This window comes from Dyella ginsengisoli LA-4 (assembly GCF_000334915.1).
In the GTDB taxonomy this organism is placed as follows: Bacteria; Pseudomonadota; Gammaproteobacteria; order Xanthomonadales; family Rhodanobacteraceae; genus Dyella_A; species Dyella_A ginsengisoli_A.
In genome coordinates this window covers 151835-173689 of sequence record NZ_AMSF01000037.1, presented here as the reverse complement: position 1 = coordinate 173689, position 21855 = coordinate 151835, and the positions used below count along the sequence as shown (strand labels likewise).

Sequence of the window (21855 nt, the reverse complement as noted above, 5' to 3'; positions counted from 1 at the left end):
GGCGGGCCGCCGCTCGGCCGGCTCCACCGGCTCGCCCAGCCGCGGCAGCAGCAGGTGCGTGTCCGCCGGGTCGGCCTGCGCCAGCAGGGTTTCCACCGGCTGGTCCCAGGCATGCGTGGACAGCGAGAACGTACCCCAGTGCACCGGCAGCAGCACGCCGCCGCCAAGCATGCGATGGGCCTGGAGCGCATTCTCCGGGCCCAGGTGGATGTCGCCCCAGGACGGATGGAAGGCGCCGACTTCCAGCATCACCAGATCGAAGGGGCCGAGCCGGTCGCGGATGGCCTCGTACTCGGTGGTCAGGCCGGTGTCACCGCTGAAGAACACGCGGTGCCGCTCGCCGGACAGCACCAGCGAGGACCACAACGTCTGGTTGCGATCCTTCAGCCCGCGGCCGGAGAAGTGCTGCGACGGAGCCGCCGTCACGGTCAGCCCGGTGCCGGGAATGCGGTGGGTTTCCCACCAGGTCAGTTCGGTGATCCGTTCCGGCGCGATGCCCCAGGCTTCCAGGTGCGCACCCACGCCGAGCGACGTGACGAAAGGCACCTTCGACTTCGCCAGCGCGCGGATGGTCGGGTAGTCCAGGTGGTCGTAGTGGTCGTGCGAGATCACCACCGCGTCCACCTCGGGTAGCTGGCGCAGGGTCACCGGCACCGGCTGGAAGCGCTTCGGCCCCATCAGGGTGAACGGCGAGGCACGCTCGCCCCATACCGGGTCGGTCAGCACGCGCCAGCCGTCGATCTCCAGCAGCACGGTGGAATGGCCCAGCCAGGTCGCACGCAGGCCGCTGGCCGGCTTGCGCTGCCAGGCGGCGCGCGGATCGTGCGCGGGCAACGGCGTCGGTGGCCGACGCGCGGCGTCCTCGCAGAGGAACTCGCGCAGGGTGGGGCGCGGAGTGGCCGGGTCGCGCAGTCCCGGAAGCATCGGATGGATGTTGCGCAGGCGGTCGCCGTCCCACAGCGGCAGGTCGTGCAGGCGCTCGAGCCGGGCGCCTTGGGCTAGCTTTCCGAACGAACGCATGGATACCTCGCGTGGATCTTGGGCCGAAGCCACCTGCATGGGTACGGTGGCGAGCCGGTGCAAGTGACATGTGCCGCAAGGCCCGGGTCCGGTCACATGCAAGGCGCGGGCAAACGCGCAATGCTCTGGTCACCTTTTTCTCTCCCGAGTGCCGCCATGCGCCAGCGCCCACCGCTTTGTTCCGCCATGATCCCGCTCGTCGCAACGGCTCTGGCCGTCGCCGCCCCCGCCAACGGGGCGGGCAGGCCCGCTGCCGGGCGCCAGGCGGTGCTCGCCGTGATCGACCAGACCTTCGCCGCGATGCTCCGGCACGATGCGGCGGCGATGCGGGCCCTGCTCGTGCCGGGGGCGGTGTTCGCGGTACGCAAGCCCGACGGGACGATAAAAATGGAGCGCGACGAGGACTTCCTGCATGCGCTGGCCACCGGCAAGGGCGAGTGGCGCGAGCGCATCTGGTCGCCGAAGGTACTGCTGGGCGATGGCCTGGCGCAGGTGTGGGCTCCGTACGATTTCCATCTCGACGGCACCTTCTCGCACTGCGGCATCGACAGCTTCTCGCTGGTGCGCGACGGCAGCGGCCAGTGGCGCATCAGCGGTATCGCCTACAACGTGCAGACGACCGGCTGCCCCACCGGTCCGAAGACCCGCGCCAGGTCGATGGCCACTCCGGCGGCGAAGTCCTGATGGGCTCGGATGTCGATTTCGTCGCCTACGTCTGCGAGCAGGCCGGGCTCGGCGGCGCGCTTTCGTACCGGAAGATGTTCGGCGAGTACGCGCTGTACCTGGACGAGCGCGTGGTCGCGCTGGTCTGCGACAACATGCTTTTCGTCAAGCCGACCACCGCCGGTCGCGCGCTGCTCGATACGGTGGAGGAGGCGCCGCCCTATCCTGGCGCGAAGCCGCATTGGCGGATGGATGATGTGCTCGATGACGGTGAACGGCTCGGCCGTCTGCTCATCGCCACGGCCGCGGCGCTGCCGCGACCCAAACCCAGGGGGCCGAAAGTGACCAGGCCCGGGGCTCCGCGCAAGCGCTGACTCCAGCGCTCAGTGCGATGGCGGAAAGGCCTCGATCAGTGCGCGGGCGATCGCTTCGGCCGGACCGGTTTGCGCCAGCGGGGCTGCCTCGCCGGCCCACAGGTTGACGAAGTCGTCGATGCCTTCCGGTTCGGTGCGCTGCCGCAGCGGCGCCAGTGCGGTGCCGGCGGACGGGAAGGCGGGCACGTCGTCGGACATCGGCCCGAGCTCGCGCATCAGCCGGTTGACGATGCCACGCGCGGGGCGGCCGGAGAACAGGTTGGTCACTGCCGTCTGCGCGGCTCGCGCCGATGTCAGCGCGGCGCGATGCAGCGGACGGATGCGCGCTTCGTCGCTGAGCAGGAATGCGGTGCCCAGCTGCACGCCCGCAGCTCCGAGCGCGAGTGCCGCGCGGATGCCGCGCACGTCGCCGATGCCGCCGGCAGCGATCACCGGCCGGTCCACCGCATCGACGACCTGCGGCAGCAGGGCGAGCAGGCCCGGCTGCGTCGTGACCGGAGCGTCCAGGAACGAGCCGCGATGGCCGCCGGCCTCCCAGCCCTGGGCGATGATCGCGTCGCAGCCGTGTGCGGCCAGCCAGCGCGCCTCGTCCACCGTGGTGGCGCTGCCCAGCACGCGCGCGCCGCAGGCCTTCACCCGCGCCAGCAGCTTCGGTGCGGGCAGGCCGAAGTGGAAACTCACCACCTCCGGCCGCAGCGATTCCACCGTGGCGCAGGCCTCCTCGTCGAAAGGGCGCCTCTGCGCGGCCGGGGCCTGCGTGTCGCGGGAGACGCCGAGCGCGTCGTAGTACGGCGCCAGCCGCTCGCGCCAGCGTGCCTCGCGGACGGCATCCGGCAGCGGCGCCACGTGGCAGAAGAAATTGAGGTTGACCGGCGCCTCGATCGCGGTGCGGAAACGCGTTACCTGGGCGCGCAGCGTGTCGGCGTCGAGCATGGCGCAGGGCAGGGAGCCCAGTCCGCCGGCCCGCGCTACGGCGATGGCCAGCGCCTCGTCGGCAGCACCGGCCATCGGTGCCAGCAGCAGTGGATGCTCGATGCCGAGCAGTCGGGCCAGGCGAGGATCGGGACGTGGAGGCATGGCGGGCTCCCGCAGGATGGGTCTGGCGATTGTCCGCCTCCGGCACGGTGTTGTTCCACCCGGTCAGCGATACAGGCCCAGCGCGCGGCGCGCCTCGTCGAGGAAACTGTCCTCCTGGTCGCGCGCAGGCAGGTTGGAAGCCAGCTCGACCAGTGCACGATCGATGCTGCCGGGACGGCCCAGCGCCTCTTCGCACAACAGGTCGGCAATCGGGCCGAAGTGGTCCAGCGCGATGCGCTCGATGATGCTGCGCTGCCGCCCGGTGAGGCACTCCACCCCTGCATGTGCCGATGTGCCGGTCTCCGCTGCCGGCTCCGGCGCCAGCGGTGGCGCCGGAGCCGGCTGTTCGAAGCCGCCGGCGAGCCATGACTGCGCGGCAGCGCCCAGCGAGACGGCCGCCGGGCCGGAGCGGCCGGGGTCGGCCTGGAACCGGGCGCGGCCGCCCGGCACGCGCGCAAGCAGCTGCACGGCCTCGTCGCCGCGGTGGCGGCTGAACACCACGTCCTCTACCTCACCGCCGTGCAGGCGGATCGTGCAGGAGTGATTGTCCTCGGTGACGACGAAGAAGAAGCCCGATGCCTTCTGCTGCGAAAGCGCGCGCAGGTCGCGGAGGATCTCGATCAGGGGGCGGAGTTCGTTGGCCATGGGGCGACGTGCCTCTGCATGCTTCGGGGTGGCGGCTTCAACGCTTGCCCAAGCGGTCCATCGCCAGGCGGACGCTGTTGGCCAGCCGGGTGATCGCCCTGGCCAGCGTACCGATCTCGTCGTGCAGGTTCACCTCGGTGATGGTGTGGCTCCACCGGCCGCGGCTCAGCTCTTCGGCCACGTCCGTCAGGTGCTGCACCGGCTTGAGCACCCGGACCCAGATCAGCACCGACTGCAGCCCCAGCAGCAGGGCGCACACCAGCAGGCCGATCGCGACGATCCATGCCGACTGCCGCACGATCGCGCCGTTCACGTCGCTCGCCGGATAGGCCGCGACCAGGGTGAAGCCCCAACCCGGGACCGCCTGGCTGCGGATCACCCAGTCGCCAGGCCGCTCCTTCACGATGCGATCGATGTCGGCAGGGCGCGTGGTGGCGCCGGTTCGCGAATGGAAACGCAGCGTGCCGCGGGCATCGAACAGCGCGACGAAGCCGGAATCGAGCAGCCGACTGTTGCCGATCACCCGGTCCAGCGCTTCCAGGTCGGTCTTGTAGCCGACGTACCAGATGCCGATCGCGCGGCCGCCATCGCCCGGCACGATCGGTTCGTAGCCGGTCACGTACGGATTGCCGAGGATGTCGACGACACCGTAGTAGCTCTCGTTCCGGCGGATCCGTTCGATCACCGGTCCATGCGGATCGAGCACGGTGCCGATGGCGCGGCTGCCGTCCTCCCGGCGCACGTTGGTGGCGATGCGGACGAACTCGTCGCCGCTGCGCGAGAAGATCGTCGCGGTGCCTTCCATGATGGACGTGACGCTGTCCACCAGCGCGAAGCGGTCGCCCTGCGGGGTGCTGCCCAGCAGCAGGTCGTTCGCCGGTTGCGATCGCCCCGGCAGGGCGATCGGGCCACCGGGATGCGGTGCGCCGAGCGCGGCGCCCTAGCTTCGCAGCAGCCGCATGCCGTCGTGCACGCGGTCGAGCATGACCGTGCGGGTGACGGCCAGCAGGCTCTGCAGCGCGCCGGTTTCGCGATCCATGGCGATGGTCGCATCGCGGCGCACGCGTCCGGCTTCGACCGTGGCCAGCACGACGGTGACCGCCACGGTGGCCAGCAGCACGAGCGCCAGGACGGGAAGCAGCAGGCGGACCCGCAGCGAGTGTCGAAGCATGGCGTCCCCCCGGGTCGCAGCGTCGGACCGGCTGCCGCAGCATACCCACGACGTGCCCCGGTGCGAAGCGCGCGCACTGGCCTGGTCCGGCCATACGGCGTAAGGTGCGGGGCTCCGGCAGGAAGGCCTCGACGACAGGAGTCTCCGCGCATGGCTTCCCACTCATTCCCGAGATTTCTTGCGTTTGCGTGCCTCATGCCACTGGCGGCGGTTGGCCAGACCAGCCTGCCCGGGGTGACGGTCACCGCACCCTATACGCGCACCCACGGCGGCTATCTCATCTCCGGCAATTTCCGGGTGGATCCACGGATGCCCACCGTGGTGTTCCCGGCCAAGGCGCTGGTGAAGGACGACATCCTGAGCGTGCAGCCGGTGCACCTGAACGACGACGAGTACCTGGTGCTGCAGGAGTGCGCCACGGCGGACTGCCGCACCGCACATGTGGTGCGGGTATGGAACGCCGATGGCGCGGTGGGCCCGATCCGGCACAGCGAGTCGCGCGTGTGGATACGGCACGAGAACAAGTACTTCATCTGGATGCAGCGGATGCCGGTGATCCAGGGGGGCTGCATGGGCTGCGCCTCGCACTTCGTCGCGTTCAAGCCGTTCAGTCCACCGATGACGCTGGTGCCGGTCGGCCTGGAAGTGGCCAACAACCGCACCACGCTCGACTCCACGCCACCGCAGGCCGTGCCGGTGGTCAAGGAGGTGCACGAGGGGGCGACGTTCGTCGTGCGTTTCAAGGGCGGGTCCGCGGTGCGCATCAAGCGCATGCACGCAGCCAATTGAGTCGGCGGCCCACGACAGATCGGACGAGGCAGTGGCCGGTGCGCTTGCGTAGACTGCACGGCTGAACGGAGTGGCGAGGGCCGCTCCGGCCCACTCCGTTTGCTGCGAGTTTCCTGCATGTCTGCCAAGTGCCACGTCACCCGTCGTCGGGCCTTTCACCTGTGGAGCCGGAAGGCATGACGGCGGAGCAGGGCGGGCCGGGCGACGCCGACAACGGCTGCGTGCGTGTGCGCGGCGCGCGCGAGCACAACCTGAAGAACCTCAGCGTGGACATCCCGCGCGATGCGTTGGTGGTGTTCACCGGCGTGTCCGGCTCGGGCAAGTCATCGCTGGCCTTCGGCACCATCTATGCGGAGGCGCAGCGGCGCTATTTCGAGTCGGTGGCGCCGTACGCGCGGCGGTTGATCGAGCAGGCCGGTGTGCCCGCGGTGGACCGCATCGACGGCCTGCCGCCGGCGGTCGCCCTGCAGCAGAGCCGCGGCGGCACCAGCACGCGCTCCACCGTCGGCAGCCTGAGCACGCTCTCCAACGCGCTGCGCATGCTGTACTCGCGCGCCGGCGATTACCCGCCGGGGCTGGCGCTGCTGGAGTCCGATGCGTTCTCGCCGAACACACCGGCCGGTGCGTGCCCGGACTGCCACGGCCTGGGCCGGGTGTTCGAAGCCACCGAGGACTCGATGGTGCCGGACCCGTCATTGACCATCCGCGAGCGCGCCGTCGCCTGCTGGCCGCAGGGCTGGCAGGGCAAGAACTACCGCGACATCCTCACCACGCTGGGCTACGACGTGGACCGGCCGTGGCGCGAGCTGCCGCAGGACCAGCGCGACTGGATCCTGTTCACCGACGAGCAGCCGGTGGTGCCGGTCTACCGCGACGTGGCGCCGGAGGTGGCGCAGGCCGCCTATGCGCGCGGCGAACCGGGCAACTACAAGGGCACCTACGTCAGCGCGCGCGCCTACGTGATGCACAGCTTCGCGCAGAGCGAGAGCGCGGCGATCAAGCAGCGCGTGGCGCGTTACATGGTGGCGCATCCGTGCCCGGCCTGCGGCGGCCGGCGGCTGCGGCCCGAGGCGTTGTCGGTCACCTTCGGCGGACACGACATCGCCCACGCCTCCGGCCTGCCGCTGCGCGAGCTGGCGCGGCACCTGCGCGCCACGCAGGACGCGCTGTCCTCGCGCGACGACGGGCATCCGGAACGGGTGCTGGTCGCCGGACGCATCGTCGCCGACGTCGGTGCGCGCATCGACACCCTGGTCGAGCTCGGCCTCGGTTATCTCTCGCTGGAGCGCAGCACGCCCACGCTGTCGCCGGGCGAGCTGCAGCGGCTGCGGCTGGCCACGCAGCTGCAGGCGCAGTTGTTCGGCGTGGTCTACGTGCTGGACGAGCCGTCGGCCGGCCTGCACCCGGCCGATACCGAAGCCCTGCTGCGCGCGCTGGCGCGGCTGAAGGCGGGCGGCAATTCGGTGTTCGTGGTGGAGCACGAGCTGGACGTGATCCGCGCGGCGGACTGGGTGATCGACATCGGTCCCGGCGCCGGCACCCAGGGCGGCGAGGTGCTGCATGCCGGTCCGCTGGCGGGGCTGGCCGAGTGCGCGGCCTCGGCGACACGCCGCTACGTGTTCGAGGACGCCGACCTGCCGCCCCGCACGCCGCGCGAGCCGTCCGGCTGGCTGCGGCTGGAGGCGATCACGCGCAACAACGTCGACGCGCTGGACGTGGCGTTCCCGCTGGGCGTGATGACCGCGGTCACCGGCGTCTCCGGCGCGGGCAAGTCCAGCCTGGTGAGCCAGGCGCTGGTCGAACTGGTCGGTCGTGCGCTGGGCACGGCGCCGACAGTGGAAGAAGAGGGCGACGAGCTGCCCGGCGATACCCCCGCGCCGGCCGGCGGCCGCATCGTCGAGGGCATGGACACGCTGACCCGCCTGGTCACCGTCGACCAGCGTCCGATCGGCCGCACGCCGCGCTCCAACCTGGCGACCTACACCGGCCTGTTCGACCAGGTGCGCAAGCTGTTCGCCGCCACGCCGGAAGCGCGCAAGCGCAAGTTCGACGCCGGCCGCTTCTCCTTCAACGTGGCGAAAGGGCGTTGTGCCACCTGCGAGGGCGAGGGCTTCGTCTCGGTCGGCCTGCTGTTCCTGCCGTCGGTCTACGCGCCTTGCCCCACCTGCCACGGCAGCCGCTACAACGAGGACACGCTGGCGGTGCGCTGGAACGGCCGCCACATCGCCGAGGTGCTGGCGCTGACCGTGGACGACGCGGTGGCGTTCTTCGGCGACGCCGTGCCGGCGCTGACGCGTTCGCTCGCCACGTTGCGCGACGTCGGCCTGGGCTACCTGCGACTCGGCCAGCCGGCGACGGAACTCTCCGGCGGCGAGGCACAGCGCATCAAGCTGGCCACCGAGCTGCAGCGCCAGGCGCGCGGCCACACGCTGTACGTGCTGGACGAACCCACCACCGGCCTGCACCCGGCCGACGTCGACCGCCTGATGACGCAGTTGCACGGGCTGGTCGAGACCGGCCACAGCGTGATCGTGGTCGAGCACGATCGCCGTGTGATCACCGCCTGCGACTGGATGATCGACCTCGGTCCCGGCGCGGGCGACGAGGGCGGTCGCATCGTGGCGCAGGGTACGCCAGTCGCGGTGGCGTCCGCGGGCATCGGCGTCACCGCGCGTCATCTCGCCGGCTGACGCCCGACGTTTTCGCTCCATCGGGGCCCGGTTTCGTCGCCGATGCGGTGTGTCCGTCGCGCAGCGCTCGCGCCCGGCGTGTGGTGCGCACAGGATCAGCCTCGTGCCCCGCACCGGCGTTGCCGGGCCGGCACGGGACCCGGCCGTATCGTCGCCGGGTGATTCATGACGTCATCCACGCATGCCCGCAGGCGCGGGCGTGACGGGCGCCTGCACGCCATGCGCGGATGGCCGAGCGGAGGGAACGAGCCATGTGGGACATGCGTCGGGCGATCAAGCTGGGTGTGCTGGTGTGGGCGGTACTGCTGCCCTGGCAGGTGCGGGCGGAAGCGCCGGTGGTGGTGGCCCATGCCACGGTGCACGGGCACGACGTGCCGGTGTATCGGATCGGTGAACTGCATGCGCCGGACACATCGGCCGGCATGGATGGCTTTGCCGTGCGCGTCGCCTACGTGCTTCGCGCGTGGACGCGCGAGCACGGTGTGGAGGCGATCGGCAATCTCTGTCGCACGCCCGATGGCTCCGCATGGGGCACGGTGCTGCTGACCGTCGGTGCGCATGTCGCCAGCCCGGTGACCAACGCGTGTCCGCCCGGCATGCTCGCCACCGGCGTGGACATCCACAGCCACCCGCAGCGCCAGCATTACCGTGCCAATGCGGTGGACCAGATTTTCCTCGGACGCCTGCCGTGCCGCGAGGTGACGACGCAGCCGGACACCTTCGGTCCGGACGACTATGGGCGTCCCGGTTACATGGTCGGCCGCCTCGGCCTGCACTTCCAGCACGGACTGGACCGGGTGCGCCTGGTGCGCGACATGCGCCTGTCGCCACCTGTCACGCCGTCCGACGAGTCGCGTCGCATCGCTGCGGTGGCATCGCCGAATGCGCTGCCCGGCACGGCATCGCACCCGGGCTCCTGACCGGAGCGGGTTCCACGCGCGCCACGACGGTGGCCGTTCTGGCAGGCTGTCGGTTCCCGTCCCCAGGAGAGCCCCATGTCGCGCCTCGCCGAATTCCCGATCACCCGACGTTGGCCCGCGCAGCACCCGGATCGACTGCAGCTGTATTCGCTGGCCACGCCGAATGGCGTGAAGGTGTCGATCATGCTGGAGGAGACCGGTCTGCCGTACGAGGCGCACCGCATCGACATCATGAAGAACGAGAGCCAGCTGCCGGAGTTCCTCGCGCTCAATCCGAACGGCAAGATCCCGGCGATCCTCGATCCGGACGGCCCGGGCGGCGAGCCGCTGGCATTGTTCGAGTCCGGCGCGATCCTGCTGTATCTCGCCGAGAAAAGCGGCCGTTTCCTGCCCGCCGATCCGGCGCGCCGCTGGGAGACGATCCAGTGGGTGTTCTTCCAGATGGCGGCGATCGGGCCGATGTTCGGCCAGGTGGGGTTCTTCCACAAATTCGCCGGGCGCGAGTACGAGGACAAGCGGCCGCTCGAGCGCTACGTGGCCGAGTCGCAGCGCCTGCTCGGCGTGCTCGACGCGCGACTGGACGACCGCACCTGGCTGATGGGCGACGACTACACCATCGCCGACATCGCCACGGCCGGCTGGGTGCGCAACCTGATCGGTTTCTACGAGGCGCGCGAGCTGGTGCAGTTCCATCGCTATGCCCACGTGGCAGCGTGGCTGGACCGGGTGCTGGCGCGGCCGGCGGTGCAGCGCGGGCTGGCGATCCCCGCCTAGGCGGGCGCACGGGCGTAGGAACCTCGTAGGATGGGAGCCTTCGCGCCCGGGGGAGGCGCGTCCGCCGAGGGATCCGCCATGTCCAGCTCCGTCCGTCTCCGCGCCGCGTGCTTTCGCGCGCCGGCCATCGTCGCGTGCCTCCTGTGCTGTGCCGCACCGGCCGCCGCGACGGTATCGACGCTTTCGCGCGCCACGCAGGCTTTTGTCAGCGTGCCGGCGGGTGACATCGCCATCGAGCACGTGCGCGTGATCGACGGCACCGGCGCCGCGCCGCGCGAGAACCAGACCGTGCTGCTGCATGACGACCGCATCGTGGCCCTGGGGGCCCATGTCGAAACACCGAAGGGCACGAAAGTGATCGACGGCCGCGGCATGAGCCTGATCCCCGGCCTGGTCGGCATGCACGACCACATGTTCTACCCGGCGCCGAAGGTGAACCCGGCGGCCAAGGACGCGCTGTATCCGGAGCAGGGCTCGAGCTTTCCCAAGTTCTACCTGGCCGGCGGCGTCACCACCATCCGCACCACCGGCAGCACCGAGCCGTACACCGATCTCGAGTTGAAGAAGGCGATCGACGCCGGCCTGATTCCGGGTCCGAAGATGCACACCACCGGGCCGTACCTGGAGGGCAAGGGCAGCTTCACCTCGCAGATGCACGAGCTCACCGGCGCCGACGACGCGCGCGCCACGGTGGAGTACTGGATGGACGAGGGCGCCACCTCGTTCAAGGCCTACATGCACATCACCCGCGCCGAGCTGTCGGCGGCGATCGCCGTGGCGCATGCGCGGCACATCATCGTCACCGGGCATCTGTGCTCGATCGGTTTCACCGAGGCGGCCGACCTGGGCATCGACGACCTCGAGCACGGCCTGGTGGTGGATACCGAATTCACCCCGGGCAAGCAGCCCGACGTGTGCCCCGACACCCGCAAGGCCACCGCCAACCTGGCAAAGATGCGGATCGGCGATACGCGGATCCAGGCGCTGATCCGTCACCTGGTCGACAGGCACGTGGCGGTGACCTCCACCCTGCCGGTGTTCGAGACCTTCGTGCCGGGGCGCGCCCCGGTCGATACCCGCGTGCTCGATGCGATGCTGCCGCAGACCCGGGTGGAATACCTGAAGACCCGCGAGCGCATCGCCGCGCAGAAGGACTCGCCGTGGCCGGCGCTGTTCGCGCTGGAGATGCAGTTCGAGCGCGCCTTCGTGAAGGCCGGCGGCACCCTGCTGGCCGGACTGGACCCGACCGGCTTCGGCGGCGTGATCGCCGGCTATGGCGACCAGCGCGAGGTGGAGCTGCTGGTCGAGGCCGGCTTCACTCCGGTGGAGGCGATCCGCATCGCCACGCTCAACGGCGCGCGCTACCTCGGCGAGGGCGACCGTATCGGTTCCATCGAGCCGGGCAAGGTGGCCGACCTGGTGCTGGTCAACGGCAATCCTGCCGCCGACATCAAGGCGATCGAGAACGTGGTGACCGTGTTCAAGGACGGCGTCGGCTACGACCCCGCCAGGCTGGTGAAGGCCGCCAACGGCACCGTCGGCGTGCGCTGAACGCGATGCCCTGATCGCGCCCGCGACCGGTCATGGTTTTGCCATGGCCGGTCGCGTCATGCTGGCGTCTTTACCCGCACGGAAAGGACGCCCATGCAACGACTCCCCGGCCTGGACACGCTGCGCGCGTTGGCCATCGTCTCGGTGATGCTGTTCCACTCCTGGGTGGTCGGCGGCATGGGACCGCACTTCGATCCGCTGGTGCGTTACGGCTGGGTCGGCGTGGACATCTTCTTCGTGCTCAGCGGTTTCCTCATCGGTGGCCAGGTGCTGGCGCCGCTGGCACGCGGCGAGCGCCTTGCGCTGGGCGAGTTCTACCGGCGCCGGGCCTATCGCATCCTGCCGGCATTCGCGGTGGTGCTGGCGCTGTACCAGTGCGCGCCGGCGCTGCGCGAATTGCCCGGCATCGCGCCGTGGTGGCAGTTCGCCACCTTCACCGTGAACCTCTTGATCGACTACCGCAGCCAGCCGGCGTTCTCGCACGCGTGGTCGCTGTGCGTGGAGGAGCATTTCTACCTGCTGTTCCCGCTGCTGGCGATCGGCCTGGCGCGGTGGCATTCGGGCCGTGCGGTGGCCGCGGTCGCGCTGCTGGTGGTGCTCGGCGGCGTCGTGCTGCGCGCCGGGGTGTGGTGGCACGACACGGCGCTGCAGCCGGACCGCAACTGGTACATCGAGGATCTCTATTTCCCGACCTGGTGCCGGCTGGACGGGTTGTTCGTCGGCGTGATGCTGGCCGCGTTGAAGACCTTCCGGTTGAAGCTCTGGATCCGTGCCCAGGCCCACGCACAGGCGGCGATGTGGCTGGGCGTTCTGGTAACCGGCGCGGCCCTGCTGCTGTTCCGCGACCGGGCCGGGCTGTGGGCCAACGCGATCGGCTGGCCGCTGCTGTCCGCGGGCCTCGGCCTGCTGGTGTTCGCCGCGGCCGGGCAGAACAGCACGCTCGGCCGCTGGCGTGTGCCCGGCGCCGGCTGGCTGGCGGGCATCTCCTACAGCCTGTATCTCAGCCACAAGATCGCCTATCACCTGGTGCAGGTGACTTTGGGCGAACGCCTGCACGGGGTGGCGATCTTCGTGGTCTACGCCGCCGCGGCGCTGGCCCTCGGCAGCGTGCTGCACCTGGCGGTGGAGCGGCCGTTCCTGCGGCTGCGCGAGCGGCGTGCGACGCGCAGGGAGTTGCCCGCCGCCGCCTGAGTATCAGGCCCGCATGCTGCCGGTATCGAGGAAGCGCTGGTGCCAGGACAGCGCCTCGGGCAGCAGATGCGGCGTGTGCAGCGCCTTGCTGTGCACCCAGGCGCGGTCGACGTAGTCCTGCAGCATCGGGCGGAAGTCCGGGTGCGCGCAGTGCTCGATGATGGCGTGCGCACGCTGGCGCGGAGACAGTCCACGCAGGTCCGCCAGCCCCTGTTCGGTGACCACCACCGACACGTCGTGCTCGGTGTGGTCGACGTGGCTGACCATCGGCACGATCGCCGAGATGGCGCCGCCCTTGGCGGTGCTCGGGGTGAGGAAGCAGGCGAGGTGGCCGTTGCGGGCGAAGTCGCCGGAGCCGCCGATGCCGTTGATGATGCGGGTGCCGGCGACGTGGGTGGAATTGACGTTGCCGTAGATGTCCGCCTCCACCATGCCGTTGAGCGCGATGCAGCCGAGCCGGCGAATCAGCTCGGCATGGTTGGAGATCTCCTGCGGGCGCAGCACGATGCGGTGGCGGTAGGCGTCGATGTGCTTCACGAAGTCGGCCACGCCGTCCGGGCTGAGCGACAGGGCGGTGGCCGAGGCGATGGTGATCAGGCCGTCGCGCACCAGGCCGAGCATCGCGTCCTGGATCACCTCGGTGTAGGCGGTCATCTGCTCGAAGCCGCCCTCGCGCAGGCCGTCCAGCACCGCGTTGGCGATGTTGCCGACGCCGGACTGCAGCGGCAGCAGGTTCGTCGGCAGCCGCCCGCGAGCCACCTCGTGGCGGAAGAACTCCACCAGATGGCCGGCAATGCGGCGACTGGTTTCATCCGGCGGCGCGAACGGGCTGAGCCGGTCGGGGCCACGGGTCTCGACCACCGCCACCACCCTGGCCGGATCCACCCGCAGCGTCGCCTCGCCGATGCGCTGGCCGGGTTCGACCAGCGGCAGCGGCGCGCGGTGCGGTGGCGCGGCGCAGGAATGGATGTCGTGCATGCCCTCCAGCCCGGCCGGCTGTTCGGCGTTGACCTCCAGGATCACCGTGTCGGCCAGTTCCAGCCAGGTGGCGTTGTTGCCCACCGAGGTGGATGGCACCAGCCGCCCGTCGGGCAGGATCGCGGTGACCTCGACCACCGCCACGTCGATCCTGCCGAAGAAGCCCGAGCGCGCGTACTGCGCCACATGCCCCAGATGGATGTCCATGTAGTCGATCTCGCCGCGATTGATGCGTTCGCGCAGCTCGGGATCGGACTGGTAGGGCAGGCGGAAGTCGATGCCGCCGGTGCGGGCCAGCACGCCGTCCAGTTCCGGAGCCGTGGACGCGCCGGTGAGCATGCGGATGCCGAAGCGCTCGCCGCGCTCGTGCGCCGCGCCGATGCGTGCGGCCAGTGCCTGCGGCACCTGCTTGGGATAGCCTGCGCCGGTGAAGCCGCTCATGCCCACGGTCATGCCGGGGCGGATGTGCGTGGCCGCCTGTTCGGCGGTGGTGACGCGGGCGGCGAGGGTCGGGCAGGCGATACGGGATGTCATGGTGGTTCCGGGGGGAGGGGGTGCCTCGCGATGATGCGAGCCGTCCCCGGGGCTGTCGACCGGGCGCGGCAGCGCACCGCAGCCCCGCCCGACCTGCGAACGGGTTTATGGGGGGAGTACGTGATGAACGGGATGATTCGCCATGCGTTGCTGCTGCTTGGCCTGCTGCTGGCGGGGGTGCCGGGTCGCGTCGACGCGATGCCGGCGCCGGCGCAGGTCGAGGTGCTCGATACCTGGCCACAGGGCGATGACATAGCGCTCGGCCAAAGCGGGCACTTCTACCTGCGGCTGGCGTATCGCACCGACCACCCCGTGGGCATCTGGGTGCAGGGCTATTTCCACGGCAAGCCGGCACCGGTCGGCACCAGCCCGTCGATTCGCTACGACGGCAAGGGCGAGGCGCTGGGCTGGCTGTTCTTCCTGAAACCGGACGCGCAGGTGGACGAGATCCGCATCACCGCCGGTGACGGCAGCCTGGGCGGCACTCCGGTGGTGGCGACGCTGCCGGTGCACCTGTCCGCCGGCGCCGATGCGGCGGGCAACGAGACCGGCAAGCCGGCCTGGGTGGACGATCTGCTGGCCAGGCAGCGCGACGCGCAGCGTGCCGCCGCGGCGCGGAACGCCGCCACGCCGGTGAGCGCAGGCGAGACGATACTGTTCAGCGGCTTCATGCTGCTGATGTTCGCCATCGCGCTCGGCGGCCTGGCGCTGCCGGCCTGGGCGTGCTGGCGCTGGCGCGGCGGCTGGCGCCTGGCTGCCGCGGTGCCGGCGGCGCTGATGGTGCTGGTGGTGGGGCGGATCGTGACGGGGGTGGCCGCCGATCCCACCTCGCACAACCTGTGGCCGTTCGAACTGCTGCAGGCCGGCGTGCCGGCCATGCTGGCGATCGGCGTGATGGCGCTGCTGCGCCGTTCGCGCGGGACGCGCGGCTAGGCGTCGTCCCGCGTGCTGCCGGGGCTCACTGGCCCGGGTGGTAGACGCGTTCGGTGTGGCCCTTCAGCTGCTCCGGCCAGAAATACACCTCGCGCAGGTTGCCGGTGGTGTAGCGCTCGGCCTCGTCGTTGAAGTGCTTTGAGCCCGGGTGGCCACTCTCGCCGCCGGCGGTGATCGCGCGGGCGCTCACCTTCGGTCCGAACTCCACCACCGCGACGAAGCTGTTGCCGCTGGTGCCGTAGTAGCGCTTGGTGCCCGGCCAGCGGTGCGCACCGAACGAGGCCAGCGAGCCCCAGCGCGAGGAGGTGAACGGCACCGGGATGCTCGGCTTGTTGTCGTCGAACGGCTGCTCGATGGCGCCGTTGATGCGCTGGAAGCGGTTCACCTCGCCCCACGGCACGCCCCAGTGGCCGAAGTCCTGCTGCAGCCGGTCCACTGCTTCCGAAAGCGCGTGCAGGCGCTCCTTTGATCCGGCCTTCTCGGCCATCACGTCGTAGATCGACAGGCCTTCGGCGGTGTCCGCCTTGCTCACCTCGTCCCACAGCGTGTCGCCCCAGAACACCGCCAGCGTGGTCGGCATCGAGGCGATGCCCCAGCGGTAGTCCCAGCCGCGCAGCAGGGCGATCGGGCCGCGCAGTTTGCCTTTCAGCGGATCGCCGGCGGGCAGCGCGTCGTAGTCGTGGATCAGCACCGGCAGCTGGCGCGCGAAGGCCGGCAGATACGAGTCGAAGGCCATGGTGATCAGCGAGGCGCGCGTGACCTCCTTCGCGCCGGTGAGCAGGCGGGTGGCGTGCAGGCCGCGCGGGTTCTCGCCGAAGGTGTCCATGTAGCGCGGAAAGTCGGCCTGCTTCGGGCTGTACGGGCCGGCGGCGGAGTACGGCCAGTCGTTGGTGTTGAAGGCCCAGCCGTTCGGCGGGTTCACCACCTGCGGCAGCTGGTTCAGCGGGGTGAGGCCGTGCCAGTCGGTGGCCGGGTTCGCGCCGTCCACCGGTTGGGTGTAGTCGAAACGGTTGTCGCGCTTGGGCACGAACTGCGGCATCAGGAAGGCGATCTCACCCTTGTCGTCGGCGAACAGCGTGTTGTTGGACGAGTTGGCCTTCAGCTCGGCCACCTTCATGTAGCTGGCGTAGTCGTGCGTTTTCGTGCGCAGCCAGCTCTGCTCCAGCGCCGGGATCGGCGTGTTCATCAGCGCCTCGGCGATCCACTTGTCGCCGTCCCTGCGCACGATCGGGCCGTGGTGGGTGAAGTACGCGGTGAAGGTGCGGCGAGCCATCGTGCCGTCCTGGGTCTTGTACGGCACGGTGATCTGGCGCGAGGTCACGGGCCGCAGCGCCTTGCCGTAGCGGTAATAGAGCTTGCCGACCTTGCGCACGATCGTCTCGGCGAACTCGTCCACCGCGTCGACGCCGGTGGAGGTGTGCATCCAGCCGACGTGCCGGTTGAAGCCCTGGTAGATGAAGAACTGGCCCCAGGTCACCGCACCGTAGGCGTCCAGCCCCTGGTCGCTGGACATCTGCAGCTCGGAGCGGAAGAAGAACGAGGTGTGCGGGTTGATCAGCAGCAGCGCGTGGCCGTCGGCGGTGAGCTTCGGCGCGAGCGCGATGCCATTGGAGCCGGTCGGCTCGACCCAGCTCGGCTTCATCTCCACCGTCGCCAGCGGCGCGTCGCCGGGCTCGCCGTAGAAGGCCTTCAGCTGCTCGAGGTCGACCCGCTCGATGTCGCCGCCGATGCTGCCCTCGGTGAAGGACAGCGCCATCCACGGTTCGAAATGGGTGATCACCTCCGGGTGCACGTCCGGATGGGTGGCGAGGTAGTAGTTCAGGCCGTCCGCCCAGGCGTCCATCAGCTGGCGCAGCCAGCCCGGGCTCTGCGCGTAGAGCTGCTTGAGCTTCACCGGGTCGATGAACAGCTTCTGCCGCAGGTCCAGCCAGATCGACGATTCGCCCTTGGCCTCGGCCATGCGGCCGAGCGAGAGCAGGTAGTTGGTCTCGACGCGGTGGAAGTCGTCCTCGGCCTGCGCGTAGGCCATGCCGAACACCGCACCGGCGTCGGTCTTGCCGTGCACGTGGGCGATGCCCCAGTCGTCGCGGGTGATCGTCACCGCCTGCGCCTCGCGCTCGAGACGTGGCGGGAGGTTGGTCGTTGACGCCGCAACGGGTGCGGCCAGTCCCGGCAGGAGCAGGGCGGATACGGCAAGCGACTTGAGCATGTTCCTGGCCTCGATGCGGCGGTGACGATGGGCGGTCCGGCGCACCACGCCCCGTGCAACGCTGGCCCCGGTGCCGACTCGCCGGCCAGCATAGCGGCTCCGGCGATGGCGTCGGCATGCGCTGCGGAAATCGTCAGGGGGCCGCGTGGCGTGTCGTCCGGGCACGCGGGCTTCGCGGGCGCTTCACGCGACTTTGCGCGGCGTCTGCCTAGGGTCGTGCGGCGATGCCGCGCCTTGCCGCGGTTTCGGCAAGGCGACCTTCGGCGGCGGCCCGACTCGCCGTCGATCCAGCGAGGAACTCAGGTGCAGCACACAGCGACGGAAGGCCACGCGAAGCGCAGCGCGTCGCGCGTCGGGCTGGCGGCGATGCCGGCCCGGGCAGCGATCTTCGCGGTCGCTGCCGGGCCCGTCGCCGCCGCCGAACGGCAGCTGCTGGTCCAGGCAGCCGTGTTGATGCTCTTCGTGGTCGTCCCGGTGATCGTGCTCACGCCCTGGGTCGCCTGGCGGTTCCGTCGCCGCAACCGGCGCAGTGCCTATCGACCCGGCTGGGACTTTTCCCGGGTGCTGGAAGTGCTGATCTGGGGCGTGCCCGCGCTGCTGGTGGCGTTTCTGGCGGTGCGGGTCTGGACGCAGTCGCGCGCGCTCGACCCGTATCGGGCGATCGACGCCGGGCAGGCCTCGGCCGCCGCGCCGCTGGACGTGCAGGTGGTGGGCCTGGACTGGAAATGGCTCTTCATCTATCCCGACCAGCACATCGCCACGCTGAACACCCTGGTGCTGCCGGTGGGAAGGGCGGTACACCTGCACCTGACCAGCGACACGGTGATGGAGTCGCTGCTGGTGCCGCGCCTTGCCGGACAGATCTACGCGATGCCCGGGATGATCACGCAACTGTGGCTGCGTGCCGATCGACCGGGAGACTTCGTCGGGGAGAACACCCAGTACAACGGCAGCGGCTTCGCGCAGCAGAAGTTCGTGGTGCACGCGGTCGACGCCGGCGACTTCAACCGCTGGATCGGCAAGGTGCGTGCAGACGGGGACGTGCTCGATGCGCGTCGTTACCGCGAGCTCGCACGGCGCGGCGTGCCGGCCGCGCCCGAACGCTTCGGGCAAGTCGACGCCGACCTGTTCGGACGCATCGTGGCGAAGTACCACGCATCGGCACAGGTGCGCGCATCCACCATGGCCTCACGCGCCACCGGGAGGACGAACGATGCGCATTGAGGCGCTCGCGGGGCCGTGGCTGGGCCGGCTGAGCCTGTCGGCGCTGCCGACCGACAGCCCGGTGGCCATGGGCGCTGCACTGGTTGCGGTTCTCGGCGTACTCGGCGTGGCCGGCTACATCACCGGCAAGGGCAAGTGGCGCTACCTGTGGCGGGAGTGGTTCACCAGCGTGGACCACAAGCGCATCGGCATCATGTACGTGGTGCTGGCGCTGGTGATGCTGGCCCGCGCCGTGATCGAGGCGCTGGTGATGCGGCTGCAGCAGGCCGATGCGGTCAACCGGTCCGGTTTCATCTCGGCCGAGCACTTCGGCCAGCTGTTCTCCACCCACGGCAGCATCATGATCTTCTTCATGGCGATGCCGTTCCTCACCGGGGTGATCAACTACGTCATGCCGCTGCAGATCGGTGCGCGCGACGTGTCGTTCCCGGTGCTCAACTCGATCAGCCTGATGCTGACCGCCGCCGGCGCCGCGCTGGTGATGATCTCGCTGGTGCTGGCGCCGTTCTCAACCGGCGGCTGGTCCGGCTACGCACCGTTCACCGAGCTGCGCTTCAGTCCCGGCGTCGGCGTGGACTACTGGATCTGGGCGGTGACGCTGAGCTCGATCGGCTCCACCCTCACCGGCATCAACTTCGCGGTGACGATCTACAAGAAGCGCGCACCAGGCATGCACCTGTTCCGCATGCCGCTGTTCTGCTGGACGGCATTGTGCACCAGCATCCTGATGATCTTTGCGATGCCGGCGCTCACCGTGGCGACGGCCCTGCTGGCGCTGGACCGCTACCTGGGCATGCATTTCTTCACCAGCGGCGGTGGCGGCAACATGATGGTCTACGCCAACCTGTTCTGGCTGTTCGGCCACCCCGAGGTGTACATCGTGGTGCTGCCCTCGTTCGGCGTGTTCTCGGAGCTGTTCTCCACCTTCTCGGCGAAAAAGCTGTACGGCTACACCTCGCTGGTGCTCGCGACCATGACCATCGCGGTGCTGTCGTTCACCGTATGGCTGCACCACTTCTTCACCATGGGGCAATCGGCGAACATCAACGCGGCGTTCGGCATCGCCACCATGCTGATCGGCATCCCCACCGGCGTGAAGGTGTACGACTGGATCCTCACCATGTTCCGCGGCCGCGTGCGCTTCACCACGCCGCTGCTGTGGGGGCTGGCGTTCCTGGTCACTTTCGTGATCGGCGGCCTGTCCGGCATCCTGCTGGCGATCCCGCCGGTGGATTTCCTGGTCCACAACACCACGTTCCTGGTGGCGCACTTCCACAACATGCTGATCCCCGGCACGTTGTTCGGCATGATCGCGGCGTACCAGTTCTGGTTTCCGAAGGCGTTCGGGTTCCGGCTGGAAGAGCGCTGGGGGCGCGTGGCATTCGGGTGCTGGGTGATCGGTTTCTATCTCGCCTTCATGCCGCTGTACGTGCTCGGCCTGGAGGGCATGCCGCGGCGCAGTGCCGAGGTGTTCGACGAGGCGTTCCGGCCCTGGCTGCTGGTGGCTGCCGGCGGCGCGGTGCTGATCGTGCTGGGGATGGCCGCGCTGGCGATGCAGCTGGCCATGAGCATCCGGCACCGCGACCGCAACCGGGTGCGGGCGGGCGACCCCTGGGATGGCCGCAGCCTGGAGTGGTCGACTTCCTCGCCGCCGCCGGAATACAACTTCGCGAAGCTGCCGGCGGTTCAGGGGCGCGACGCGTTCTGGACGATGAAACGGTCCGGTCGCGCCTATCCGCCGCTGGAGCGCTATGCGCCGATCATGCTGCCGGAGAACAGCGCGATCGGTCCGCTGCTGGGGGCGCTCGGCCTGGCCACTGCGTTCGGCCTGGTCTGGCGGATCGGCTGGATGGCCGGGCTGGGCACGGCCGGCGTGCTGGTCGCGGTGATCGGCTGGAGTTTCGTGCGCCGGCCGGGTCGCACCGTCGACGAACGACAGGTCGAGCGCACGGAGACGCGCTGGCACGCGGTGCTGGTCGCCGCCGTGCCGGTATCGCGCGAGCATGAATGCGATCCACGCAATCGCGGCCTGGCGGACGTGGCGGCATGAGCGCCGGATCGGCCAGCGAAAGACGCCGGCACCCCGGGCTCAACCTGCACGAGTCCGATGCGCATCCCTCCGACGGCGAGGTGGTGTTCGGCTTCTGGGTCTTCATGATGATCGACGCGGTGCTGTTCGCGCTGCTGTTCGCCGTGTATGCCAGCCTGGGAGCCAATACCGCGGGCGGCCCCGGGCCGCACGAGGTGTTCGAGCTGCGTCCGGCGGCGATGGAGACGCTGCTGCTGCTGCTGAGCAGCTTCACCTTCGGCATCGCCTCGCTGGCCATGAAGTACCAGCGGGGCATGGCCCTGCTGCAGGGCATGCTCGCGCTGACCCTGCTGCTGGGACTGGGCTTTCTCGGGCTGGAGGTTCACGACTTCGTCGGCATGGCGGACAAGGGCGCGCTGCCGCAGGTCAGCGCGTTTCTCTCGGCGTTCTACGCGCTGGTGCCGACCCATTTCCTGCACGTATCGCTGGGTTGCGTGTGGATCGTGGTGATGATGGTGCAGCTGCGCATGTCCGGCCTGGACCGCATCACCCGCACGCGGCTGCTGCGGTTGGGCCTGTTCTGGCATTTCCTGGACATCGTGTGGGTGATGATCTTTTCCTTCGTCTTTCTGCGGGGACTGCTGTGATGGGCGGCGATGGCGGCTTCCGTCGCGAGCTTCGCGACTACGTGGTCGGGCTGGTGCTGGCGCTCGGACTGAGCGGCGCGGCGTTCGCACTGGTCGCCTGGGACCCGTGGGCCGCCCGCACGATGCTCGGCGTGGTCGCTGCGCTGGCAGTGCTGCAGCTGGTGGCGCATTTCCGATGCTTCCTGCATATCGACCTGAAGCAGTCGCATCGCGACGACCTGCAGCTGATCCTGTTCACGGCGGTGATCATCGGCCTGATGGTCGCCGGCTCGCTGTGGATCATCCTCAACCAGAACCAGCGCATGATGTGACCGGCCCGGTGGTGCAGGGATCTGCGCGGCGAGGTGCGGCTTCTTCACGCGACGGCGCGATCGACTCTCCTAGGCTGCATGGTCGTGGCAGATGCCGGACCCAACCCGCAGATCCCGGAGGCACG

General features: G+C 69.8%; 18 protein-coding genes and 1 pseudogene. 13 read left to right on the top strand and 6 right to left on the bottom strand.

What is annotated here, in order from left to right; translation table 11 throughout:
• Positions 1-1020, bottom strand: a 1020-nt coding sequence (locus C693_RS21605; protein WP_017462385.1) for an MBL fold metallo-hydrolase, incomplete at its 3' end; no start/stop codon positions are given.
• Positions 1021-1206: 186 nt separating this feature from the next.
• On the opposite strand from C693_RS21605, the gene C693_RS21600 reads away from it, so the two are divergent.
• Together C693_RS21600 and C693_RS0111265 are read left to right on the top strand one after the other, a co-directional pair.
• Positions 1207-1704, top strand: a complete 498-nt coding sequence (locus C693_RS21600) for a nuclear transport factor 2 family protein (RefSeq protein ID WP_017462384.1) — start codon at positions 1207-1209, stop codon at positions 1702-1704.
• Positions 1704-2057, top strand: a complete 354-nt coding sequence (locus tag C693_RS0111265) for a TfoX/Sxy family protein (protein ID WP_017462383.1) — start codon at positions 1704-1706, stop codon at positions 2055-2057. The genes C693_RS21600 and C693_RS0111265 overlap by 1 nt, the downstream gene beginning before the upstream one ends.
• 9 nt (positions 2058-2066) lie before the next feature.
• Here C693_RS0111265 and C693_RS0111260 read toward each other — a convergent pair whose 3' ends face one another.
• From C693_RS0111260 to C693_RS21595, 3 genes and pseudogenes are all read right to left on the bottom strand, one after another.
• Positions 2067-3134: an NAD(P)H-dependent flavin oxidoreductase gene (locus C693_RS0111260; RefSeq protein WP_017462382.1), complete on the bottom strand. Its 1068-nt coding sequence runs from the start codon at positions 3132-3134 to the stop codon at positions 2067-2069.
• Positions 3135-3197: 63 nt separating this feature from the next.
• Positions 3198-3779, bottom strand: coding sequence for a hypothetical protein (locus C693_RS0111255; RefSeq protein WP_017462381.1), 582 nt, complete (start codon positions 3777-3779; stop codon positions 3198-3200).
• A 37-nt stretch (positions 3780-3816) separates the two neighbouring features.
• Positions 3817-4950, bottom strand: a pseudogene (locus C693_RS21595) (Cache 3/Cache 2 fusion domain-containing protein).
• A 150-nt stretch (positions 4951-5100) separates the two neighbouring features.
• Between C693_RS21595 and C693_RS0111245 the strand changes: the two are divergent.
• The 6 genes from C693_RS0111245 to C693_RS0111220 all read left to right on the top strand — a co-directional run bounded on the left by C693_RS0111245 (position 5101) and on the right by C693_RS0111220 (position 12865).
• Positions 5101-5739, top strand: coding sequence for a hypothetical protein (locus C693_RS0111245; RefSeq protein WP_157798603.1), 639 nt, complete (start codon positions 5101-5103; stop codon positions 5737-5739).
• Between the two features lie 176 nt (positions 5740-5915).
• A complete protein-coding gene (locus C693_RS0111240) occupies positions 5916-8429 on the top strand; it encodes an excinuclease ABC subunit UvrA (RefSeq protein WP_017462377.1) in 2514 nt (837 codons plus the stop codon).
• A gap of 251 nt (positions 8430-8680) precedes the next feature.
• Positions 8681-9349: a hypothetical protein gene (locus tag C693_RS0111235; protein ID WP_017462376.1), complete on the top strand. Its 669-nt coding sequence runs from the start codon at positions 8681-8683 to the stop codon at positions 9347-9349.
• Positions 9350-9424: 75 nt separating this feature from the next.
• Positions 9425-10123, top strand: a complete 699-nt coding sequence (locus C693_RS0111230; protein ID WP_017462375.1) for a glutathione S-transferase N-terminal domain-containing protein — start codon at positions 9425-9427, stop codon at positions 10121-10123.
• Between the two features lie 78 nt (positions 10124-10201).
• Positions 10202-11674, top strand: a complete 1473-nt coding sequence (locus tag C693_RS0111225; RefSeq protein ID WP_017462374.1) for an amidohydrolase family protein — start codon at positions 10202-10204, stop codon at positions 11672-11674.
• A 93-nt stretch (positions 11675-11767) separates the two neighbouring features.
• A complete protein-coding gene (locus C693_RS0111220; protein ID WP_017462373.1) occupies positions 11768-12865 on the top strand; it encodes an acyltransferase family protein in 1098 nt (365 codons plus the stop codon).
• Positions 12866-12868: 3 nt separating this feature from the next.
• On the opposite strand, the gene C693_RS0111215 is transcribed toward C693_RS0111220, so the two are convergent.
• Positions 12869-14377, bottom strand: coding sequence for an acetyl-CoA hydrolase/transferase family protein (locus tag C693_RS0111215; RefSeq protein WP_017462372.1), 1509 nt, complete (start codon positions 14375-14377; stop codon positions 12869-12871).
• A 123-nt stretch (positions 14378-14500) separates the two neighbouring features.
• Here C693_RS0111215 and C693_RS21590 point away from each other — a divergent pair, with 123 nt between their 5' ends.
• Positions 14501-15310 carry a hypothetical protein gene (locus C693_RS21590; RefSeq protein WP_017462371.1) on the top strand — a complete coding sequence of 270 codons (810 nt, stop codon included), beginning with the start codon at positions 14501-14503 and terminating at the stop codon, positions 15308-15310.
• Between the two features lie 25 nt (positions 15311-15335).
• Here the strand turns inward: C693_RS21590 and C693_RS0111205 are convergent, their stop codons facing one another.
• On the bottom strand, positions 15336-17519 hold the full coding sequence (locus tag C693_RS0111205; RefSeq protein WP_017462370.1) for a penicillin acylase family protein: 2184 nt from the start codon (positions 17517-17519) through the stop codon (positions 15336-15338).
• 303 nt (positions 17520-17822) lie between these two features.
• On the opposite strand from C693_RS0111205, the gene C693_RS0111200 reads away from it, so the two are divergent.
• Genes C693_RS0111200 through C693_RS0111185 form a run of 4 tightly spaced genes read left to right on the top strand, consistent with a single transcriptional unit; the run spans position 17823 to position 21730 of the window.
• On the top strand, positions 17823-18743 hold the full coding sequence (locus C693_RS0111200; protein ID WP_017462369.1) for a ubiquinol oxidase subunit II: 921 nt from the start codon (positions 17823-17825) through the stop codon (positions 18741-18743).
• Positions 18733-20793 (top strand): cbb3-type cytochrome c oxidase subunit I, encoded by a 2061-nt coding sequence (locus C693_RS21585; protein ID WP_017462368.1) that lies wholly within the window; start codon positions 18733-18735, stop codon positions 20791-20793. Before C693_RS0111200 ends, C693_RS21585 begins: the two co-directional genes overlap by 11 nt.
• Positions 20790-21419: a cytochrome c oxidase subunit 3 gene (locus C693_RS0111190; RefSeq protein WP_017462367.1), complete on the top strand. Its 630-nt coding sequence runs from the start codon at positions 20790-20792 to the stop codon at positions 21417-21419. The genes C693_RS21585 and C693_RS0111190 overlap by 4 nt, the downstream gene beginning before the upstream one ends.
• Positions 21419-21730: a cytochrome o ubiquinol oxidase subunit IV gene (locus C693_RS0111185; protein WP_017462366.1), complete on the top strand. Its 312-nt coding sequence runs from the start codon at positions 21419-21421 to the stop codon at positions 21728-21730. Before C693_RS0111190 ends, C693_RS0111185 begins: the two co-directional genes overlap by 1 nt.
• Positions 21731-21855: the final 125 nt, after the last annotated feature.